This is a genomic window from Paenibacillus sp. FSL H8-0079, assembly GCF_037991315.1.
Lineage (GTDB): Bacteria > Bacillota > Bacilli > Paenibacillales > Paenibacillaceae > Paenibacillus.
In genome coordinates, this window is sequence record NZ_CP150300.1 from 1,639,088 (window position 1) to 1,656,674 (window position 17,587).

Genomic DNA, 17,587 nt, shown 5'->3' on the forward strand with positions numbered 1-17,587 from the left:
CCACAGACTATCCCGAATTGCAGTGAAAAACTGCAGCGGGATGGTCTTTTTTTTTTGCAAAAACAGAGGTGGACGATTACAATCTACATATCATTAATTCAGGGGGAATGCGGATTGAATCAGCTAACATTTCTGGGCACTGGCGATGCGATGGGCGTTCCACGTGTGTATTGTGATTGCGAAATATGTTCAGAGGCGAGGCTTACGGGAGAAAATAGACGGAAACGCTCTTCTGTTCTGATTGACGGTGATGGCGATGGTGCGAGTGAACAGTTCATGATTGACTGCGGGCCGGACTGGAGATCACAGATGGAGGAGCAGGGATTGCGTATGGTGCATACATTACTCATCACTCATGCTCATTTCGATCATATTGGAGGATTGCCGGAATGGGCCGATGCGTGCCGCTGGCTGGGTGTGAAGGGACGTTTGTATGCACCACGTGAAGTGATTGCCACCATTCAGGGACAGTTTCCCTGGTTGGGGCGTCATATGGACTTTCTGGAAACGGATGATGATATTGAATTAGGCGGCTGGAAGGTGCATTCCTGGAAAGTGTGCCATGGACATAACGGGTATTCTTACGCCTATCGATTGGATCGGGGTGGATATAGCTGGGCGTATTGCTCAGATGCCATAGACCTGAAGGTATCCGAGAAAGAGCCGCTGCACGGACTGGATATGCTGGTGCTCGGAACGAGCTTTGTGCATGAGCTTGCGGAATTCTCAACACGTTCCGTGTATGATATGCACGAGGCGCAGGAGTTGCTGAGGGAACTGAAACCGGGTCATACCTATTTTACACATATGTCTCATGACGTCGATGTACGGCAAAATTACAAGCTGGATCAAGGCATTACGATTGCCCTTACAGGGATGAAGGTACCGCTTGGAACCTTATAGCTGGAAACGAATGCGTAACTCAACTTAATGAGTGTAACAAAATAAATTCAGAAGAGCGTATCCTTTACAAGGGGTTCTTCGTTTACATAGTGTAAGTCAAAATCAATCAGGAACCAGCAAAGGGGGGCCCCAAGATGGCCTTTGTGAAGTCCGTGGATTGCAGAATCAACAGACCACATGATGATGGTAAAAAAGCTAAATACAATATTGAATCCGGTGGCAACGACGGAAAAAACCAATTGGACCAAAGCATCCATGCCGTATTACCCGACCTAATGGGTTCGTTGTATGCGTATTGTTTATCTCTGACGAAATCAGTTCCAGAGACGGAGGATCTGGTCCAGGAGACTTGTCTCAAAGTATTGTCGTCGAGTGTCGTTGGAACTTACGGGATTAAAGATATAAACTGGGAAGCTTATCTGATCCGTATGGCACGCAACAGCTGGATTGATATCTTACGTCAGCGTGAGAGATTAGCATATAAACTGGATAGCTTGAAGCCGCTTCTGCACGAGATGGAGGAGGAAAGACGATTCGAGGAGTTGGAGTCTGCTGTTCAACTTCTTGTAGATAAGCTACCACCGTGGCAGCGAGTGATATATGTATTACGTGAATTAATGGGTTATAAGGCGGCAGAGACTGCGAAAATGTTGGATACGACAGAAGGCGCTGTGAAAGCAGCGTTAAGTCGTGCCCGCTCTGCCATAGCCGAAGTGAGGCACAGGTTGGAACAATCGGACGCTGAATTGCAGTATGAAGCAGGCGCAGTGGAAAACAATCGGGAGGAACTGCGCAGCTATCTGCTGGCATTTCGTAATGGAGATACAGCTCGAATCATTGATCTGTGCCTGAATCGGACTGATGATCCGATGGCTGTGGCGGGTAGTATTTTGCAGCAGGCTTTGCCGTCTCCATCCATGCAGCCAATGATGTACGGGTATTCCACTTCTGGCATGAACTCGATGTCATATGGAGGAGGATACACGGTCAACATGGTTGCCTAAACCGAGGAGGCGACACACATGAATGTAGTACCTTATGTGGTGGAACAGACAGCTCGCGGCGAACGGAGCTATGATATTTACTCCCGTTTGCTCAAAGATCGAATCATTATGGTGTCCGGTGAGATTGAGGATCAGATGGCAAATGCCATTGTGGCTCAGTTATTGTTTTTGACTGCAGAGGATCCAGAGAAGGACATCCAGATGTACATCAACAGCCCCGGTGGGTCGGTGACTGCGGGGTTCTCGATCTATGACACGATGCAATTCGTGAAGCCGGATATCTCCACGATCTGCACAGGTATGGCGGCGAGCTTTGGCACGATATTGCTGGTGGGTGGAACAAAAGGCAAGCGTATGGCACTGCCAAACAGTGAGATCATGATCCACCAGCCACATGGCGGTACGCGAGGGCAGGCATCCGATATGCTGATTCATGCTAACCGCATCATTCAGCACCGGCAACGCCTTAACAAGCTGTTAGCCGACCATACAGGACAGTCGATTGAGCGGATTGAAAAGGACTCGGATCGAGACTATTTCCTGACCGCTGCGGAAGCCGTCGAATATGGATTGGTGGATAAGGTCATATCCAGCACATAACAGTAGCCCGGAAGGTCATGTGACCTTTCGGGCTTATTTTGGCTTCTAACGATACGCTTATGTCACACACGCAGGAGTGGGGATCATTTTAAATTTAGACTACATTTCTTTCGCAAGCGTAATGAGCCTGCTCATACCTTCCCGAATCTGCTGCTCATGTGCATAAGAGAAGGACAAACGCAGCTTGCGACTGGCTGAATCATCCGAAGAATCGAATACGGTTCCGGGGACAAAGGCAACGGATTGCTCCATGCATCGATGAAGCAGTCTTCCTGTATCCACGCCCTCGGGAAGCTCCGCCCAAAAGTTGAGTCCGCCCTCCGGCCGGGTCCACGTCCAGTCCGTTTCCAGTAGACATTGTTCCATTACTTCCATCCTTAGCTGGATGGCGGTCCGCAACTTGGACAGATGCTGATGCATGCGGTCTGACTGAAAATAACGGAGGAAAAGCTTCTGGTTCAGAAGGGGCGACCCGTTATCTGTCAGTGATTTTACAGCCTGTAGTCCTGGCATGAATCGTTGACGACATATGATGGCTGCAATCCGTAGCCCGGGTGCAACATACTTGCTGTAACTGCGAATGTACAGGGTGTGACCGGTGGTGTCGTAGGTGAAAATGGGTGCAGGAGGTTTCTCCTTAAAATAGATATCATAGGTGCTGTCGTCTTCGAGTAGAAAACAACCATACTGTTCTGCAAGTTCCGGTAATTGCTTGCGCTGTTCAACTGGAACATTAACGCCGGTCGGATTATGAAAGGTGGGCGTCGTATAGAATAAGCGTGGTTTCTCCGTTTTCATCAGATGCTCAATCTGCTCCAGATCATACCCATCCGAGTGAATATCCGTAAAGATTAGACGAGCACCTTGCTTGCGAAAAATTTCCATTGCAGGCCCGTACGTGGGCCTATCCATCAGAACACGATCACCAGGTCTGACCAGACTGCGAGAGATTACGTCGATGGCCTGTTGGGCTCCCGAAGTAATGAGCACTTCGTCTGCCGAGAGATAGAAGCGTTCTTTTTTCGTTAAATGGCTTGCCAGCGCACTTCGCAATTCCAGATCTCCCTGAATTGTGGAATACGTTCCAAGCAAACGGGGATATTGATCTAGCAGATCACGCATCAGTTCACCCCAATAACGGTTGGGCAGCAGAGAGGGATCGATTAACGATTTGGAAAACTGGTATTCAGCTTCAAGGGACTGTACCCGTGCTAGTGAATCCCAATGTAGCCAGGCAGACACAGCGGGATCATCCGCCTGATCTGTTACAGAGAAAGGGGTAGCTGGACTGACATAGTAGCCAGACTTGTCCTTCACATAAACATTCCCACGTTCTTTTAACTCCTGATACGCTTTGAAAACGGTCAAGCGATGTACGCCGAGTAGCTCGGACAGGCTTCGTACAGATGGCAGTTTTTCATGTTCAGCCCACTCTCCCGCTTCTATACGCACAACGAGATAATGGATTACTTGCTCATATAGTTTAAGGCTGTTATCTGTCATCATCATGGTTTTGCCCACCCGGCTCACACTCCTTTTGAACTCTATTGTAACAGCAAACGGAAGATAACTGTTCTGTTTTGTGCATTCTGTTCTGTAGAGAGTGCTATATGATGGAGAACAGATGAAGGAGGGGCTAGCATGGTTGGGATCGCATTTACCGTAATGTGTCTTATTTTTGGAACAACGTTTCTGGCAATCAAAATTGGAGTGGAAGCTGGCATGCCGCCTTTTCTGTCAGCTGGAGTCCGTTTTATCGTTGCAGGGGCTTTGATGTTTGCATGGATGTGGATGAAGGGGAAGGTCAATATTTCCCTACTGTGGCGTAAAGAAATGCTCATTACAGGTGCAGGACTGACGTTTGGTACATTTGCGACCTTATATTGGGCTGAACAATATGTGAGTTCGGGCGTTGGTGCTATTTTGTCTGCTACAGGTCCACTCATGATTATGCTGATGCAGACAGCTTTGTTGCGACAAAAAACATCTGCACGCATGATAACGGGATGTCTAATCGGTTTTGCCGGAGTAGTGCTTGTGGTTCTGCCTGGTGTATCCATTGGTGGAAGTCCATTATGGCTATGGGGCTGTATTGCCGTTCTGGTGGGCGAAGTGTGTTATTCAGCTGGAGCGATATACTCCAAAAAGGTTATTAATCAGTTCAAAGAAACGAATCCCGTAGCAATCAACGCAGTACAGATGATGTATGGGGGACTGTTGTTAAGCTTGCTCTCAGCGGTGACAGAATCGTGGAATATGTCCGCTCTGGATTGGGTGCCTGCTGTCTCGTCCGTGATATATCTGACTGTAATTGGCTCGATGGTGGGGCATAGTCTGTTCTATTGGATCATGTCTCGTACGAATCCGTTGTTCCCGGCAACCTGGCTGTACATCTCCCCGCCGATTGCGGTTGGTCTGGGTGCCGTTGTCTATGATGAACATGTCAGCTGGATTACGTGGATCGGTGTGGCATTGGTCGTTACAGGTTTGCTGGCGATGAATGAGAAAGTAATGGGTTGGTTAAAACGAGGTGAGCGTTCTAATTCATTGGTCCAAAATTCCAAACCTGTGGTAAAATAGGTGATATGTAATTCTGGACAGGAATGAGGAAGTAACTATGGATAACAGACAAAAACTTGGAGTAGTATTGTTATTTGCAGGTATTCTTCTATATGGTGCAATTCATATTGCGACTGTTATACACATCCCGACCGTAATGGTTTGGTCTGATACGTGGGGGCAGTATTTTGCAGCTGTGTCTGAGACACATGGCTGGGTTGGATTTATACTGGCCATCCTATTATTTATAGTGGGGGCGTTGCTGTTGTTGTCTGTTTTCGTTTCTGGTATTTCCAAGGGGAGTATGATGCAAGAGATCAGGGAACGTGATCAGGAATTCGAAGAGAAGTACAGGAATGGAAGGCACTAGGCGAAAGTGATTGCAAAATAGTATCGGGTGGCATATTGATTGGTCTGATCATAATAACAGCCCTACACAAGCGAGTTATCGCTGTGCAGGGCTGTTTATTTTGTGTTTTGATCAAAACACATGTTAATGCAAAATGCACTTTTCTAAAATGGTTACTCTGCGTTCAATACAAACTTCTCGATAACCTCTTTTACGCCATCTTCGTTATTGCTCGCCGTAATGTAATCAGCCAGCTCTTTAAGAGCAGGGATGGCGTTACCCATTGCTACACCAAGTCCTGCAACTTCCAGCATCTCATGGTCATTCCAAGAGTCGCCAATGGCAATGCACTCGCTCAATTGGTGACCAAAGTGGTCTGCGAGGAATGTAAGAGCATGGCCTTTAGTTCCCTCATTGTGCATGATCTCGAGGAAGTAAGGTTTGGACTTTGTGATATGCACTTGTGGTCCAAGCAACTCACGCAGGTCAACGGCAACCTTATCCAAGTAATCCGGCTCATCGATGATCAGCAGTTTCGGTGTTTTTTGTTCAATTACTTTGATGAAATCAGATTCGATGTAATATTGTGTGCCGTTCAATTTGGCATAATCACGCAGTTTGTCGTTTTCTTCACGAGCATACAGCTTGTCATCAATGTACGTTTGAAGGTGAAGATTATTTTCCAGGCAATAATCGTACAGTTTGCGGGAAGCCTCCTGTGGAACGTAGCGCTCGTAGAGTACTTTTTCGTCTAGCAAGTTCTTCACCAATGCGCCTTGATACGTAATGATCGGCACATTAAGTCCGGTCTGACGAGCAAGCGCTTGTGCGGAAGCATAAGCACGGCCAGTCGCCAGCGTTACAGTTACACCATGAGCAACCGCTTGTTCCAGCGCCGTTTGCGTGGCAGGGGTTACTTCCTTGTTGTCGTTGATCAGTGTGTCATCAATGTCGATTGCGATTAATTTGTAGGTCATCTGAGTTTCTCTCCTTTTTTATCTGTATCTATTCGGGTCTTAATCTATAAATTCAACTTTACTCCTCCAGAAAAACAAGGCCGATAAAGTCTTCCAGCTCAAGGTTGCCGAAGTAGTGTTTTACATCCAGCCCCTCAAGTGCAGTACGCACCTCGGATTCCTCATAACGCTTGCCACGCAGCATATCTTCGATATCCGCCACATCGCCTACGCCGAAGAAGTCGCCGAAGATTTTGATATCTTCGATTCGTCCATCTTTGATGTTCATGCGCAGGTCAATAATGCCGACAGGGAATTTGCGGGTATGCTTCACATTGCTTTCCGGAGACAGACCATAGTTCCAGTCCCAGTTGCTATACCGCTCGGCAGAGATTTCCTTGATCTTGTCCCAGTCTTTCTCTGTGAGTGTATATTGCGGGACATCTTGCGGCTCCATCCGGAAAATGTGACGCAACAGCTCATCGCGGAACTGTTCAATCGTCAGGTTGCTGTCGATCAGATCACGAATGTTGGCAACCCGGCTGCGCACGGATTTGGTACTCTTGGATTTGAATTTCTCGGGATTTACGTTCAGGGATGCTTGAACATGATCCAGATTCAGGTTAAACATCAACGTACCGTGACTGAACATGCGTCCACGCGTGGAGAATTGGGCATTGCCCGAAATTTTCTTTTCTCCTACTTGCAGATCGTTACGTCCAGTTAGCTCGGCATTGACTCCAAGTTCCTGCAAGGCTTCAACCACAGGCTGGGTGAATTTGCGGAAGTTGTGGAAGGATTGACCGTCATCGGCTGTAATAAAACTAAAATTTAGGTTGCCGAGATCATGATATACCGCTCCGCCTCCCGAGAGACGACGGACAACCTGCACACCGTTATCCTGCACGTATTCGATATTAATTTCTTCAATGGTATTCTGGTGCTTTCCGATAATAATGGACGGGCGATTGATGTAGAACAGCAGATAACTGTCATCCTCCATTGGCAGATGCTTCAGAATATACTCCTCAATCGCGAGGTTTACAGACGGATCTGTAATGCCCTGGTTATCAACAAACAGCATGGTCATTCCTCCATTAATGTATGTGAGGGATCAAGATCCCTTATGTAGTGAACCTTGTAAAACAAACGAAACCGAAATTCCTCTTCTATTGTAAACGAATTGTGGTTGGGACACAAAGGAATTAGAAGGGGTACCGAAGGGTCGCCACGAACGAGCAACATACAGCCTGGCAGAAAGACTTGCAAAACGGGATTGACCCGTACCTCCCACGCCATCCATAATAAAAAGGACATGTGGAAAGGGTGACGGAAGAATGACCGGTTATATTGAAGTTTTCGGACATGGCGGTGACGTGGAGACAGCCGCATCCCGGTTTGGAGGGAACGCTGCGGATTTCCTCGATTATAGCGCAAATATCAATCCGTTGGGCCCGCCAAAGGAAGTGTTGGAGGCTTTGGAGCAAGGATTGCAGTCGGTTCTTCGTTATCCTGATCCGGGCCATCGAGGGTTCAAATCATTACTCAGTGAACGTTTGGGTGTGCCACAGGACCATATTTCGGTAGGCAATGGTGCTGCTGAAAGCATGGCTTTGATCTTGCTCGGACTTGCTCCGCAGAAGGTCGGCACAGTGGAACCTGGATTTTCAGAATATCGTTCTTTAGCGCGACAATTCGGTGCGGAAGTCCAGCATGTGGAGGGACGAGAGCAGCTGGAGTGGCGTGCTGAACCTGAGAACATTGAACGACTGATGGAACAGGTAGACCTGCTGTTTCTCGGTCAGCCCAACAATCCAAATGGCGTACAGTATCCGGTGGAGGTATTGCATCGTCTGGCTCGCAAAGCAGAGAAAACGGGTACTGTCTTGGTCATCGATGAGGCATTTATGGATTTCATTCCTGAATCAAGACGACAATCTCTTGCACCAAGATTGAACGAATACTCACAGGTGATCATCATTCGATCAATGACGAAGTTTTATGCCATTCCGGGTCTGCGTCTGGGGTATGCTTTGGGACGTCCGGAATGGATTCGTGCGATGACGGAGAAACAAGTGACCTGGAGTGTGAATGGATTGGCATTGATTGCAGGTGAAGCCTGTCTGCGCAGTGGAGAGTGGTTCGAGCAGGAAACGCTGGCACAGATCGCCGAGGAACGTGTGTGTTTAACGAAAGGCTTGGAGTCGTATGGTTGTGTGGTAACGCCGGGAGAAGCTAATTTTATTCTGGTCCAACTGCCTAAACCCTGGACAGCGGCATCCATGCAGGCAGCGCTGGGCAAGCGTGGCATTCTGATCCGTAGCTGTGCCATGTATCCAGGACTTGGTGAACGACATGTACGCTTGGCAGTAAAGGACGCAGAGGCCAACGAAAGCTTACTCGAAGTGTTAGGAAGTGTAATGGGGCAGCCACATCTCAATAGACATATGATCGGAGCAGGGGGAACGTGCGATGACACTGCCGTTTTATAATTACTACAAGAATGCACAGGCAGGCGAGAACGAATACCGTTCCTCTTCGTGGCCCGGGCTGAAAATTACTGCACACGATCGACATATCCGCGCTGCGAGTCCTTCTGTTGCCAGTGCAATTTCAAGTGCGGTATATGGTGGCGGGATGCTTGAGCTGAATCGGATATTTAACATCTATGTGGATCGGCATTATCGCTGCGATGATCCTCCTCGTGATATCGAACGTTCTCTAAATGAATGGAAGGAGCAGCCTGATCAATGTGCGGGATTGCTGACTGCGGTTCGACTGGAGCATACCTCCATTCAGGAATATACAAGTGAGGAATTCGGAATTCTGTGTTGTACAACAGCCGGGGTGTCCAATGCTGCGCGGGCAGGTTCCGTAAGAACCGTATTTGATACGGAGGGAAACGAGACTGTTGCTGTAAGACCTTTAAAATCCACAACCCAATCTCAAATCATGAAGCCTTACGTCCCAGGCACGATTAACGTCATGTTATGGTTGAACGGACGCATGACATCTGGAGCGATGGTGAATGCCGTCCAGACTGCGGTGGAAGCCAAAGCGGCGGCGCTGGCTGATTTCAGTGTTGCGGACTCGGAGAACGGGCTGCTGGCCACCGGGACGACAACGGATGCTATTGTACTTGCAGTCAGTCAGGTGCACGAGCACAAGCCGCTAATTTCTTATGCGGGAACAGCTACGGTTATTGGTGCAGCCATCGGCAGGTTGGTGTATGACACGATCATGGAAAGCCTACAAGCGGGACAGCAGTGGAAAGAGAGGAACAGGGTGAAATGACATTTCAGATAGGGCAACTGGCCTCCTGGCCGTTCTGGACGGGAATGGCGGGTGCCTGGATTATTATAGGGGCTTACATACTTGATCGATGCATCGGTGATCCGCGTTGGATTCCTCATCCAGTGATCGGCATGGGGAAGGCCATCTCTGCGCTAGAGCGTAGTATTCGTTCCCGTGTGAGCACGGATTCCGGGCTGAAAAGAGCGGGTCTATTATTTCCGTTGCTGATTGCGGGTGGGGCGTTTGTAATCACTTGGGCATTCGTATATGTGCTGGGTTTCATTCATCCAGTCGTAGCGGTAGTGGCTGAAATTGTGCTTATTGCGACTACCATTGCTTCCAAAGGGTTAAAGGATGCAGGGATGGAAGTGTATCAACATCTGATTCAGAAGGATTGGCCTGCTGCAAGACGTTCACTTGGCATGATTGTTGGACGTGACACAGCTCATCTGGATGAACCGGAGGTTGTGCGAGGAACGGTGGAGACGGTAGCGGAGAATATTGTGGATGCCATCGTGTCCCCTTTGTTCTATGCGTTAATTGGTGGCGCACCACTTGCGATGGCCTATCGTGCCGTGAATACATTGGATTCCATGGTTGGTTATAAAAATGAGAAGTACTTGCATCTCGGCTGGGCTTCCGCCCGTTTGGATGATTGGGCAAACTGGATTCCCGCACGGCTCACCGCCATCCTGCTGATCTTGGGCGCATGGGTCATGAAACTGGATGCCAAAGGCGCAGCACGTATGGTGACCCGGGATGCCAGATTGCATCCAAGTCCGAATAGTGGTTTTCCTGAATCGGCGGTGGCCGGAGCACTGGGGATCAGACTTGGTGGACATAATGTGTACCATGGCGTAGCTTCTTTTCGTGCCTATATGGGTGAGGAAACACGTCCGATGGCAGCAGAGGATATTGTGCGAACGACACGTCTCATGTTCTGGTCAGCAGGTTCTTTTGTAATCCTGTGTACACTGGTAACGCTCGGAATATGGCTCGCTGGAGGTACGTTGTTATGGAAGTAACTGCAGGGCAGAATGGATCACAGCAACGAAATATCCTGTTTGTACGTCATGGCACAACCGCATGGAATGTGGAAAAAAAATATTTGGGGCATACCGATATCGCTTTGCTGCCGGATGCAGAAAGAGAACTGGCTTCGCTACGCGAGCAATTGAGCAACGTCTCGTGGGACTCGGTATATTGCAGTGATCTGCTCCGTTGTCAGCAGACGCTGGCAATGATCGGGCCCCATTTATTAGGGCATGTGAAGCTGGACCCACGTCTGCGAGAGGTTGATTTTGGTCAATGGGAAGGGTTGACGTACGATCAACTTAAAGACAACCAACAATACCGGGACTGGATCGATGCTCCGCAGGACGTCACCCCGCCCGAGGGGGAGTCATGGCAGGCGTTCACTGCACGGATCGATTCATTTCTGCAAGAGTGCATAGGGTCTGATTGTCCGTCCATGCTTTCTCCTGAGTCAGGCGTGCCCACCATTATTGTGGTCACCCACGGCGGTGTAATTCGGTATGCTTTATCCCGACTCATTGCCGATCTGGGATTCTGGGATACGCAGGTGATCCCTGGACAAGCCATACAGGTATTGCTGGAGCGTCATGGGGATCAGTGGGCTGGCGAGAGGGTGACTTTTCCGGCAATCGGGTTGTAAGGATGTGCAATATAACCTATAATCACAACAGAAGTGTGACAGCACTGTAGTTTCGTGTGACAGGCAATAATGCCTGCATACGAATGCAGATTGCTCACTTGAATGGTTAATCCATATCAGCGACCAAGGGTCCCGCGTGCATGCAGTAATGGTTCATGGCTGTAAATAGTCATGGATGGCATACGGGTGAAATAGGGAAGCCGGTGCAAGTCCGGCACGGTCCCGCCACTGTAAATCAGGAACAATTCCTGTAAGTCAGGTTACCTGCCCTGGACGTTCAAACCGGTGTTCCTTCGAGGAAAGGACAGCGTTTCGGGCAGTTCTATGTGCGTTCACAACAATATGTTGAACACGTACAGATCGCCATATGCGAGACGTCATCCCTGATCCTGACGTAAGGATTAGGGATTTTTTATTGTTCATATAAGATGAACCAGACATTTACATGAGGTCACTACGATTGCAGTACCATCTTCCGATCGCTGTTATCCCCAGATTTTTTGATCCCCTTTTCGAAAGGGGAAATCCGGTGATAGCATACGCTTCCGATGTAGCTTTCTTGTAGAAAGCTTTAGGCGAACAATTTGTTTCTTCAGATCGGTTCTGCACTCTCCGTAAACGTGTAAATGTTGCGGTTCAAAACCTTAAATAGGAACACCAAGGCAAGGGTAGTAAGAGCTCGAGCACGATGCAAGAAAATAGTACAAATAGAGAAGGGGAGAATAACAGAATGAATTTCAAGAATTGGAAAAGCGTAGCGTCCCTGCTGAGTGCAGCGGCACTGGCACTGGCTTTGGCCGGATGTGGCAATGCAACAACGAACGAGGGCACAGGTACTTCACAGCAACCGGCACAGGAGCAGTCCCAAGGCCAGGCGCAGACGGATCTCAAAACACAATATCCACTTACAATTACCGATGCAACGGGTGAATCGTTCACATTTGAAAAGGCGCCAGCCAAAATCGTATCCGTGTCTCCAGCTGAGACTGAAACGTTATTCGCACTTGGATTGGACGAGCAGATTGTAGGGGTATCCGACTATGATGATTATCCTGAAGCTGCAACAACCAAAGCGAAAATGGGTGGCATAACGAAGCCAAATGAAGAGTCCATCATTGCGGCTGAAGCCGATATTGTATTCACAGGTATCTCGATGAGCGAAGATGCAGTGAAGAAACTGCGTGAGCTGGGCATTACCATTTTCAAAACGGATCCAAAATCGATCGATGATGTGATGAACAACATCGAAACTTTCGGTAAAATCACGGATCATCAAGAAAAAGCTCAGGAGATCATCACACAGATGAAACAGGATGTGACTGATGTAACTGAAGCGGTGAGCGCTGTTAAACCGGAAGAGAAGAAAAATGTATACGTTGAATTCTCCCCAGGCTGGACTGTGGGTAAAGGCGAATTTATGGATGAACTCATTACTGTAGCCGGTGGTAGCAATATTGCTTCGGACAAAGAGGGCTGGTATGAAATTAATGAAGAGAACGTAATTGCCTCCAACCCGGATGTGATTCTGTATGCCAACGATGTCATTGATGAAAACTCCAAAACACTGGATCAGATCATTAAAGCTCGCAGTGGTTGGGATCAAATCACGGCTGTGAAGAACGATGCAGTCATCGGCCTAGATGCCAATCTGCTCAGCCGTCCAGGCCCACGTGTAACCGAAGGTCTGAAAGAAGTAGCCAAAGCGATCTATCCTGACCTGTTCCAATGAGTAAAAAACTGGCCGTGTACGCATCGGCAGGGATCGCGCTGCTTGTGTTAACCGTGCTCATCTGCACGGGCATCGGTTCGGTTTCCTTGCCTATTCGTGACATTGCAGGTATTCTACTTCATCACTTGCCATGGGTCGGAGACTGGATCACGCCCGACTGGAGTGCAGCAGCCGAACAGATTATCTGGAAAGTCAGATTCCCACGTGTACTGCTTGCTGTGCTCGTGGGGGCATCGCTGGCGATTGCCGGTGCGGGATTCCAGGGGGTTCTTCGGAACCCGCTGGCGGACCCGTTCACTCTGGGCGTATCATCCGGTGCTTCGGTGGGTGCAGCCTTCTTGATTTTCTTCGGATTGCAGTATGCACTGATCGGAATCTGGACGTTGCCACTGGTAGCTTTTTTGACAGGTGTATTAACATTATGGTTCGTCATGTCCCTGGCTCGTGAAGGACGCAAAATACCAACACACAGTCTGATTCTGGCTGGTGTCGTGATGCAAAGTTTCTTGGGAGCGGTGGTTTCCTTCCTGTCGACGATGTCGAAACAGACCATTAATGAAATTATATACTGGACGATGGGAAGTCTGGCTCTGCGTGGGTGGTCGTATACGGCCATCCTTTTCCCGTATTTTCTGTTAGGTCTAATCTTTCTCTGGAGCCGTGCACGTTCCTTGAATGTTCTTGCGCTCGGAGAACGTCAAGCTGCGCATATCGGGGTTGGCGTCGATCGACTGAAGTTGTCCGTGCTTGCTGTAGGAACACTTCTTACGGCAGGAGCGGTCTCCGTATCCGGTGTTATTGGCTTCGTTGGATTGGTGATTCCGCATATGCTTCGGTTGCTTGTGGGGCCTGACTATCGATTGCTGGTGCCTTTATCCGCCATTGGTGGGGCCATCTTCATGGTATGGGCAGACACCATTGCCCGATCCTTACTGGCGCCGACTGAAATTCCGCTTGGTGTGGTGACGGCCTTTGTAGGTGCACCATTCTTCGCTTACCTGTTACAACGGAACAAAAAACTGCAGAAGGGGATGATGCCATGAGTATTAATTCGGACGAACCGCTTTTCGCAGTTACCGGGGCAGGTAAAATGTATGGTAGTCATCAAGCCCTGGACGCGGTGACCTGGCAGGTTACGGAGGGGGACTGGTGGGGTGTCGTTGGTCCAAATGGCAGTGGTAAGTCTACCCTGCTCCAGCTCCTTGCTGGAACGGAGCAGTCAAGCGCAGGCAGTATACGTGTTAATGGCCGGGATATCGCCTCATACAGTCGGAAAGATCTATCACGCATGATTGCCGTGTTACAACAGGATGGTCTGCCTGCAATTTCTTATCCTGTGAGGGATGTCGTGGAGATGGGGCGTTATCCATACCAGAATTGGCTTGGGCGAGAATCAGCAGATGGAGCGGCTGTAGTTGACCGTGTACTGGAAGAATTGGGATTGACCGAAATGGCTGAAAGGCCTTTGGATGCACTTAGTGGAGGACAGCGTCAGCGGGTGGCACTCGCCAAGGTCATGGCACAGGAACCACGGTTATTATTGCTGGATGAACCCACTACGTTTCTGGATATCAAATATCAATTGCAATTTATGGAGTTATTATCGACATGGCGGCAAAAAAACAGCATTACGATTGTGGCTGTGCTGCACGATCTAAATCTGGCTGCGCAGTTCTGCGACCACATTCTGGCGCTGCGAGAAGGCAAAGTGGTGGGGAATGGAACGCCCCATACCTTGATGACCGAAGACAACATTCAGGACATCTTTCGCGTTAAACCTGCGATGGTGAACCATCCTGACAATGGAATCCCACAGCTCTTGCTGCGGCGGGAGAAGGAATGAACGAAGCGGGGCAACCCATATTTTGATGAAGGAAGTGCTGGCTGTATGAATAATGAACAGGTGTTGGAACAGTTACTGGGTCGGATCGTGGGTCCTAATGAAGAAATTGCGGCGGAAGCATCCGCACATGTGGATGCATTGACGAAACCACCCGGCAGTCTGGGTAAGCTGGAACAACTGGTTATTCGTCTTGCGGGAATCACTGGCAAGGCTCGTCCACGTTTGGATCGTAGAGCCGTCATTGTGATGGCTGCAGATCACGGCGTGGTGGCGGAAGGTATTAGTGCTTTCCCAGCCGAGGTAACGCCGCAGATGGTCCTTAATTTCCTGGCTGGAGGGGCTGCTGTCAATGTGCTTGCCCGCCACGCCGGAGCCGATGTAATCTGTGTGGATATCGGGGTTAATGCCGATCTGGAACATCCTAACCTGCTTTCCCGCAAAGTTCGTAAAGGTACGGCCAACATGGCAAAGGGTGCAGCAATGACTCGCGATGAAGCAATTCAAGCCATTCTTGCAGGAGTCGACGTGGTATCGGCAGAGGTGACAAAGGGAACGCAGTTGTTCGTTACTGGAGAAATGGGGATTGGCAATACAACCGCGAGTGCAGCGGTGATGTGTGCATTAACCGGGATCGCCCCAGCTTCAGCGGTTGGGCGAGGAACAGGGATTGATGATGCGGGTTTACAGCGTAAAGCCGCGGTGGTTAGCCAGGCACTGAGCGTGAATTCCCCAAATCGGGAAGATGCACTGGACGTACTTTGTAAAGTGGGTGGACTGGAGATTGCCGGACTGACCGGTGTGATTCTTGCTGCAGCTGCGAACGGATGTCCTGTTGTTGTGGATGGATTCATCTCCACTGCTGCCGCATTGATTGCAAGACAGCTTGCTCCCGTGAGCACGGCTTATATGATTGCTTCTCATACTTCACATGAAAGCGGACATGCAACCCTGCTTCGTGAACTTGATCTGAAACCGATGCTGGATCTGGATATGCGGCTGGGCGAAGGAACCGGAGGTGTACTCAGTCTTCATCTGATTGATGCAGCCTGTCTCCTTTTGAATGAGATGGCGACCTTTGCAAGTGCAGGGGTATCGAATGGAACGAACAAGGCTTCGGATGCCGAGGTGGACGCAAGCGAGGGTGATGTAGCAGACTCTGATGTTACAGGTGCTTCGACGGTTCAAGGAGAGGTATCGCTATGAGTGTGTTGGTGACGGGTGGAGCGCGCAGTGGTAAAAGTTCGTTTGCCGAGCGCCTATGTATGCAACGTTCCTCGGAGGCCTGGTATGTGGCTACGGCTCAGGCGTATGATGACGAGATGCGCGAGCGTATAGGTCTACATCAGAATCAGCGTGAGGCATCAGGTTATCTATGGCATACGGTGGAGGAACCACTTGCATTACCTGCACTCATTACACGTATGGGAGAAGACCATACGGGTACGTCTGCACCCACGATTCTGGTCGATTGTCTGACGCTCTGGTTGACCAATGTTCTGCTTGCACATGAGCACGAAGATGAGCAGATTTTGCAAGATCATATGGATGCACTGGTGGAAGCAATCCAGTCTTACCCGGGGCTGCTCGTGCTTGTCACAAATGAAGTGGGGGACGGTATTGTCCCGGAGTATGCGCTTGGGAGAAAATATCGGGATCTGGCGGGCATATTGAATCAGCGGATTGCAGCCATATGTCGTGAAGTGTTCCTGGTGACTGTAGGTATTGCGATTGAGCTGAAAAGCAAGGAGTATCGTTTATGACCGATCTTACTCATCAACGTAAACATGCGGCTGCGGCCGCTTTTCAATTTTTATCCCGATTTCCGGTAAAAATGCAGATTGACTTCGTCCCGTCGCTACTGCGGGAAAGTGTCGTGTTTTATCCACTGGTGGGTGCAACAATTGGAATATGCGTTTGGCTCGCAGGGGCCTTAACGGGTGCGGTACTTCCCGCCTTTCCCGCTGCCGTATTAACCTTAACAATATGGGTATGGCTCACTGGCGGCCTTCATCTGGATGGCTGGATGGATACGGCAGATGGACTACTCAGCTATCGTACACGTGAGCGGATGTTGGAAATCATGAAGGACAGCCGTGTAGGAGCTATGGGCGTGCTCGCCTGCGTCCTACTGCTGATGATGAAAGCAGCTCTGATCGCCGATTTTATCGCACGTGGCAACTGGATCTATGGTGCGCTGTTGATCTTGCCCATGGTCTGGAGTCGTTGGTTCATGGTGTATGCCATCTCAGCCTGGCCGAATGCACGTGGAGATGATGGACTTGCAGTATTATTCAAGGGATTGGGTGAGCGTAAGGAAGTTCAGCGAGCACGCAGCTCTGCGGTTGGGTTGACCCTTCTTGCGGGTGTAATTACGTTTGTTGCTGTATGGATATTTGGGCCGGATGTAGGCACCGCAGATGCCATGGTGAGTAGCCTGGGAACATTGCCATGGTGGTTGTATCCTGTGACGGCTGTCATTGTTGTACCTTTTGCGTGTTACATCATTGGTAAATTCGTTGCTGCACGCATCAGTGAAAGGCTGGGCGGACTTACAGGAGATACGTACGGAGCGATGAATGAGCTGCTGGAAGCGGCTTTACTCACCGTGCTTAGTGTGCTTCAGGGACTCTTTTGGCTGTGAAAAACGCAAAAAATGAGTAAGGTGAGACACTAAC

18 protein-coding genes and 1 riboswitch are annotated in these 17,587 nt (G+C 49.4%); of the genes, 15 read left to right on the forward strand and 3 right to left on the reverse strand.

The window, feature by feature from the left end; translation table 11 throughout:
* Positions 1-114 precede the first annotated feature (114 nt).
* The 3 genes from MHI06_RS07240 (at position 115) to clpP (ending at position 2,507) form a co-directional block, all read left to right on the forward strand.
* On the forward strand, positions 115-903 hold the full coding sequence (locus MHI06_RS07240; protein WP_340400971.1) for an MBL fold metallo-hydrolase: 789 nt from the start codon (positions 115-117) through the stop codon (positions 901-903).
* Positions 904-1,037: 134 nt separating this feature from the next.
* Positions 1,038-1,907: an RNA polymerase sigma factor gene (locus tag MHI06_RS07245; protein WP_340400972.1), complete on the forward strand. Its 870-nt coding sequence runs from the start codon at positions 1,038-1,040 to the stop codon at positions 1,905-1,907.
* Positions 1,908-1,925: 18 nt separating this feature from the next.
* On the forward strand, positions 1,926-2,507 hold the full coding sequence (gene clpP, locus MHI06_RS07250) for an ATP-dependent Clp endopeptidase proteolytic subunit ClpP (RefSeq protein WP_036610761.1): 582 nt from the start codon (positions 1,926-1,928) through the stop codon (positions 2,505-2,507).
* Positions 2,508-2,606: 99 nt separating this feature from the next.
* Here the strand turns inward: clpP and MHI06_RS07255 are convergent, their stop codons facing one another.
* Complete coding sequence (locus MHI06_RS07255; protein WP_340400973.1) at positions 2,607-4,028, reverse strand: PLP-dependent aminotransferase family protein; 1,422 nt, start codon at positions 4,026-4,028, stop codon at positions 2,607-2,609.
* Between the two features lie 120 nt (positions 4,029-4,148).
* Here MHI06_RS07255 and MHI06_RS07260 point away from each other — a divergent pair, with 120 nt between their 5' ends.
* Together MHI06_RS07260 and MHI06_RS07265 are read left to right on the forward strand one after the other, a co-directional pair.
* Positions 4,149-5,087 carry an EamA family transporter gene (locus MHI06_RS07260; protein ID WP_340400974.1) on the forward strand — a complete coding sequence of 313 codons (939 nt, stop codon included), beginning with the start codon at positions 4,149-4,151 and terminating at the stop codon, positions 5,085-5,087.
* Between the two features lie 37 nt (positions 5,088-5,124).
* On the forward strand, positions 5,125-5,436 hold the full coding sequence (locus MHI06_RS07265) for a hypothetical protein (RefSeq protein ID WP_340400975.1): 312 nt from the start codon (positions 5,125-5,127) through the stop codon (positions 5,434-5,436).
* A gap of 152 nt (positions 5,437-5,588) precedes the next feature.
* Here MHI06_RS07265 and MHI06_RS07270 read toward each other — a convergent pair whose 3' ends face one another.
* A complete protein-coding gene (locus tag MHI06_RS07270; RefSeq protein WP_062833159.1) occupies positions 5,589-6,392 on the reverse strand; it encodes a Cof-type HAD-IIB family hydrolase in 804 nt (267 codons plus the stop codon).
* Between the two features lie 58 nt (positions 6,393-6,450).
* The gene (locus tag MHI06_RS07275) at positions 6,451-7,455 is read right to left on the reverse strand and encodes a lipoate--protein ligase (protein WP_062833160.1); all 1,005 of its coding nucleotides are present in this window, start codon (positions 7,453-7,455) and stop codon (positions 6,451-6,453) included.
* A gap of 253 nt (positions 7,456-7,708) precedes the next feature.
* Here MHI06_RS07275 and cobD point away from each other — a divergent pair, with 253 nt between their 5' ends.
* From cobD to cobS, 10 genes are all read left to right on the forward strand, one after another.
* A complete protein-coding gene (gene cobD / locus MHI06_RS07280) occupies positions 7,709-8,863 on the forward strand; it encodes a threonine-phosphate decarboxylase CobD (protein ID WP_340400976.1) in 1,155 nt (384 codons plus the stop codon).
* A complete protein-coding gene (locus tag MHI06_RS07285) occupies positions 8,844-9,665 on the forward strand; it encodes an adenosylcobinamide amidohydrolase (protein ID WP_340400977.1) in 822 nt (273 codons plus the stop codon). Before cobD ends, MHI06_RS07285 begins: the two co-directional genes overlap by 20 nt.
* Before the next feature lie 44 nt (positions 9,666-9,709).
* Complete coding sequence (gene cbiB / locus MHI06_RS07290; RefSeq protein ID WP_340402072.1) at positions 9,710-10,690, forward strand: adenosylcobinamide-phosphate synthase CbiB; 981 nt, start codon at positions 9,710-9,712, stop codon at positions 10,688-10,690.
* Positions 10,681-11,340: a histidine phosphatase family protein gene (locus tag MHI06_RS07295; RefSeq protein ID WP_340400978.1), complete on the forward strand. Its 660-nt coding sequence runs from the start codon at positions 10,681-10,683 to the stop codon at positions 11,338-11,340. Before cbiB ends, MHI06_RS07295 begins: the two co-directional genes overlap by 10 nt.
* Positions 11,341-11,479: 139 nt before the next feature.
* Positions 11,480-11,627: riboswitch (cobalamin riboswitch) on the forward strand.
* Positions 11,628-12,070: 443 nt separating this feature from the next.
* The gene (locus MHI06_RS07300) at positions 12,071-13,069 is read left to right on the forward strand and encodes a helical backbone metal receptor (RefSeq protein ID WP_340400979.1); all 999 of its coding nucleotides are present in this window, start codon (positions 12,071-12,073) and stop codon (positions 13,067-13,069) included.
* On the forward strand, positions 13,066-14,112 hold the full coding sequence (locus MHI06_RS07305) for an iron chelate uptake ABC transporter family permease subunit (RefSeq protein WP_340400980.1): 1,047 nt from the start codon (positions 13,066-13,068) through the stop codon (positions 14,110-14,112). The genes MHI06_RS07300 and MHI06_RS07305 overlap by 4 nt, the downstream gene beginning before the upstream one ends.
* 47 nt (positions 14,113-14,159) lie before the next feature.
* Positions 14,160-14,912 (forward strand): ABC transporter ATP-binding protein, encoded by a 753-nt coding sequence (locus tag MHI06_RS07310; RefSeq protein ID WP_340402073.1) that lies wholly within the window; start codon positions 14,160-14,162, stop codon positions 14,910-14,912.
* 45 nt (positions 14,913-14,957) lie between these two features.
* Positions 14,958-16,115 carry a nicotinate-nucleotide--dimethylbenzimidazole phosphoribosyltransferase gene (gene cobT, locus MHI06_RS07315; protein WP_340400981.1) on the forward strand — a complete coding sequence of 386 codons (1,158 nt, stop codon included), beginning with the start codon at positions 14,958-14,960 and terminating at the stop codon, positions 16,113-16,115.
* Complete coding sequence (cobU, locus tag MHI06_RS07320; RefSeq protein ID WP_340400982.1) at positions 16,112-16,672, forward strand: bifunctional adenosylcobinamide kinase/adenosylcobinamide-phosphate guanylyltransferase; 561 nt, start codon at positions 16,112-16,114, stop codon at positions 16,670-16,672. The genes cobT and cobU overlap by 4 nt, the downstream gene beginning before the upstream one ends.
* Positions 16,669-17,553: an adenosylcobinamide-GDP ribazoletransferase gene (gene cobS, locus MHI06_RS07325; RefSeq protein ID WP_340400983.1), complete on the forward strand. Its 885-nt coding sequence runs from the start codon at positions 16,669-16,671 to the stop codon at positions 17,551-17,553. Before cobU ends, cobS begins: the two co-directional genes overlap by 4 nt.
* Positions 17,554-17,587 lie beyond the last annotated feature (34 nt).

What these genes read in the sequence shown, in the direction of transcription:
- cbiB (WP_340402072.1), top strand. Translation starts at nt 9,710, where the DNA reads ATGGCGGGTGCCTGGATTATTATAGGGGCTTACATACTTGATCGATGC.
- MHI06_RS07275 (WP_062833160.1), bottom strand. Translation starts at nt 7,455, where the DNA reads ATGCTGTTTGTTGATAACCAGGGCATTACAGATCCGTCTGTAAACCTC.
- MHI06_RS07245 (WP_340400972.1), top strand. Translation starts at nt 1,038, where the DNA reads ATGGCCTTTGTGAAGTCCGTGGATTGCAGAATCAACAGACCACATGAT.
- MHI06_RS07270 (WP_062833159.1), bottom strand. Translation starts at nt 6,392, where the DNA reads ATGACCTACAAATTAATCGCAATCGACATTGATGACACACTGATCAAC.
- cobD (WP_340400976.1), top strand. Translation starts at nt 7,709, where the DNA reads ATGACCGGTTATATTGAAGTTTTCGGACATGGCGGTGACGTGGAGACA.
- cobS (WP_340400983.1), top strand. Translation starts at nt 16,669, where the DNA reads ATGACCGATCTTACTCATCAACGTAAACATGCGGCTGCGGCCGCTTTT.
- cobU (WP_340400982.1), top strand. Translation starts at nt 16,112, where the DNA reads ATGAGTGTGTTGGTGACGGGTGGAGCGCGCAGTGGTAAAAGTTCGTTT.
- cobT (WP_340400981.1), top strand. Translation starts at nt 14,958, where the DNA reads ATGAATAATGAACAGGTGTTGGAACAGTTACTGGGTCGGATCGTGGGT.
- MHI06_RS07295 (WP_340400978.1), top strand. Translation starts at nt 10,681, where the DNA reads ATGGAAGTAACTGCAGGGCAGAATGGATCACAGCAACGAAATATCCTG.
- MHI06_RS07310 (WP_340402073.1), top strand. Translation starts at nt 14,160, where the DNA reads ATGTATGGTAGTCATCAAGCCCTGGACGCGGTGACCTGGCAGGTTACG.
- MHI06_RS07300 (WP_340400979.1), top strand. Translation starts at nt 12,071, where the DNA reads ATGAATTTCAAGAATTGGAAAAGCGTAGCGTCCCTGCTGAGTGCAGCG.
- MHI06_RS07285 (WP_340400977.1), top strand. Translation starts at nt 8,844, where the DNA reads ATGACACTGCCGTTTTATAATTACTACAAGAATGCACAGGCAGGCGAG.
- clpP (WP_036610761.1), top strand. Translation starts at nt 1,926, where the DNA reads ATGAATGTAGTACCTTATGTGGTGGAACAGACAGCTCGCGGCGAACGG.
- MHI06_RS07305 (WP_340400980.1), top strand. Translation starts at nt 13,066, where the DNA reads ATGAGTAAAAAACTGGCCGTGTACGCATCGGCAGGGATCGCGCTGCTT.
- MHI06_RS07260 (WP_340400974.1), top strand. Translation starts at nt 4,149, where the DNA reads ATGGTTGGGATCGCATTTACCGTAATGTGTCTTATTTTTGGAACAACG.
- MHI06_RS07265 (WP_340400975.1), top strand. Translation starts at nt 5,125, where the DNA reads ATGGATAACAGACAAAAACTTGGAGTAGTATTGTTATTTGCAGGTATT.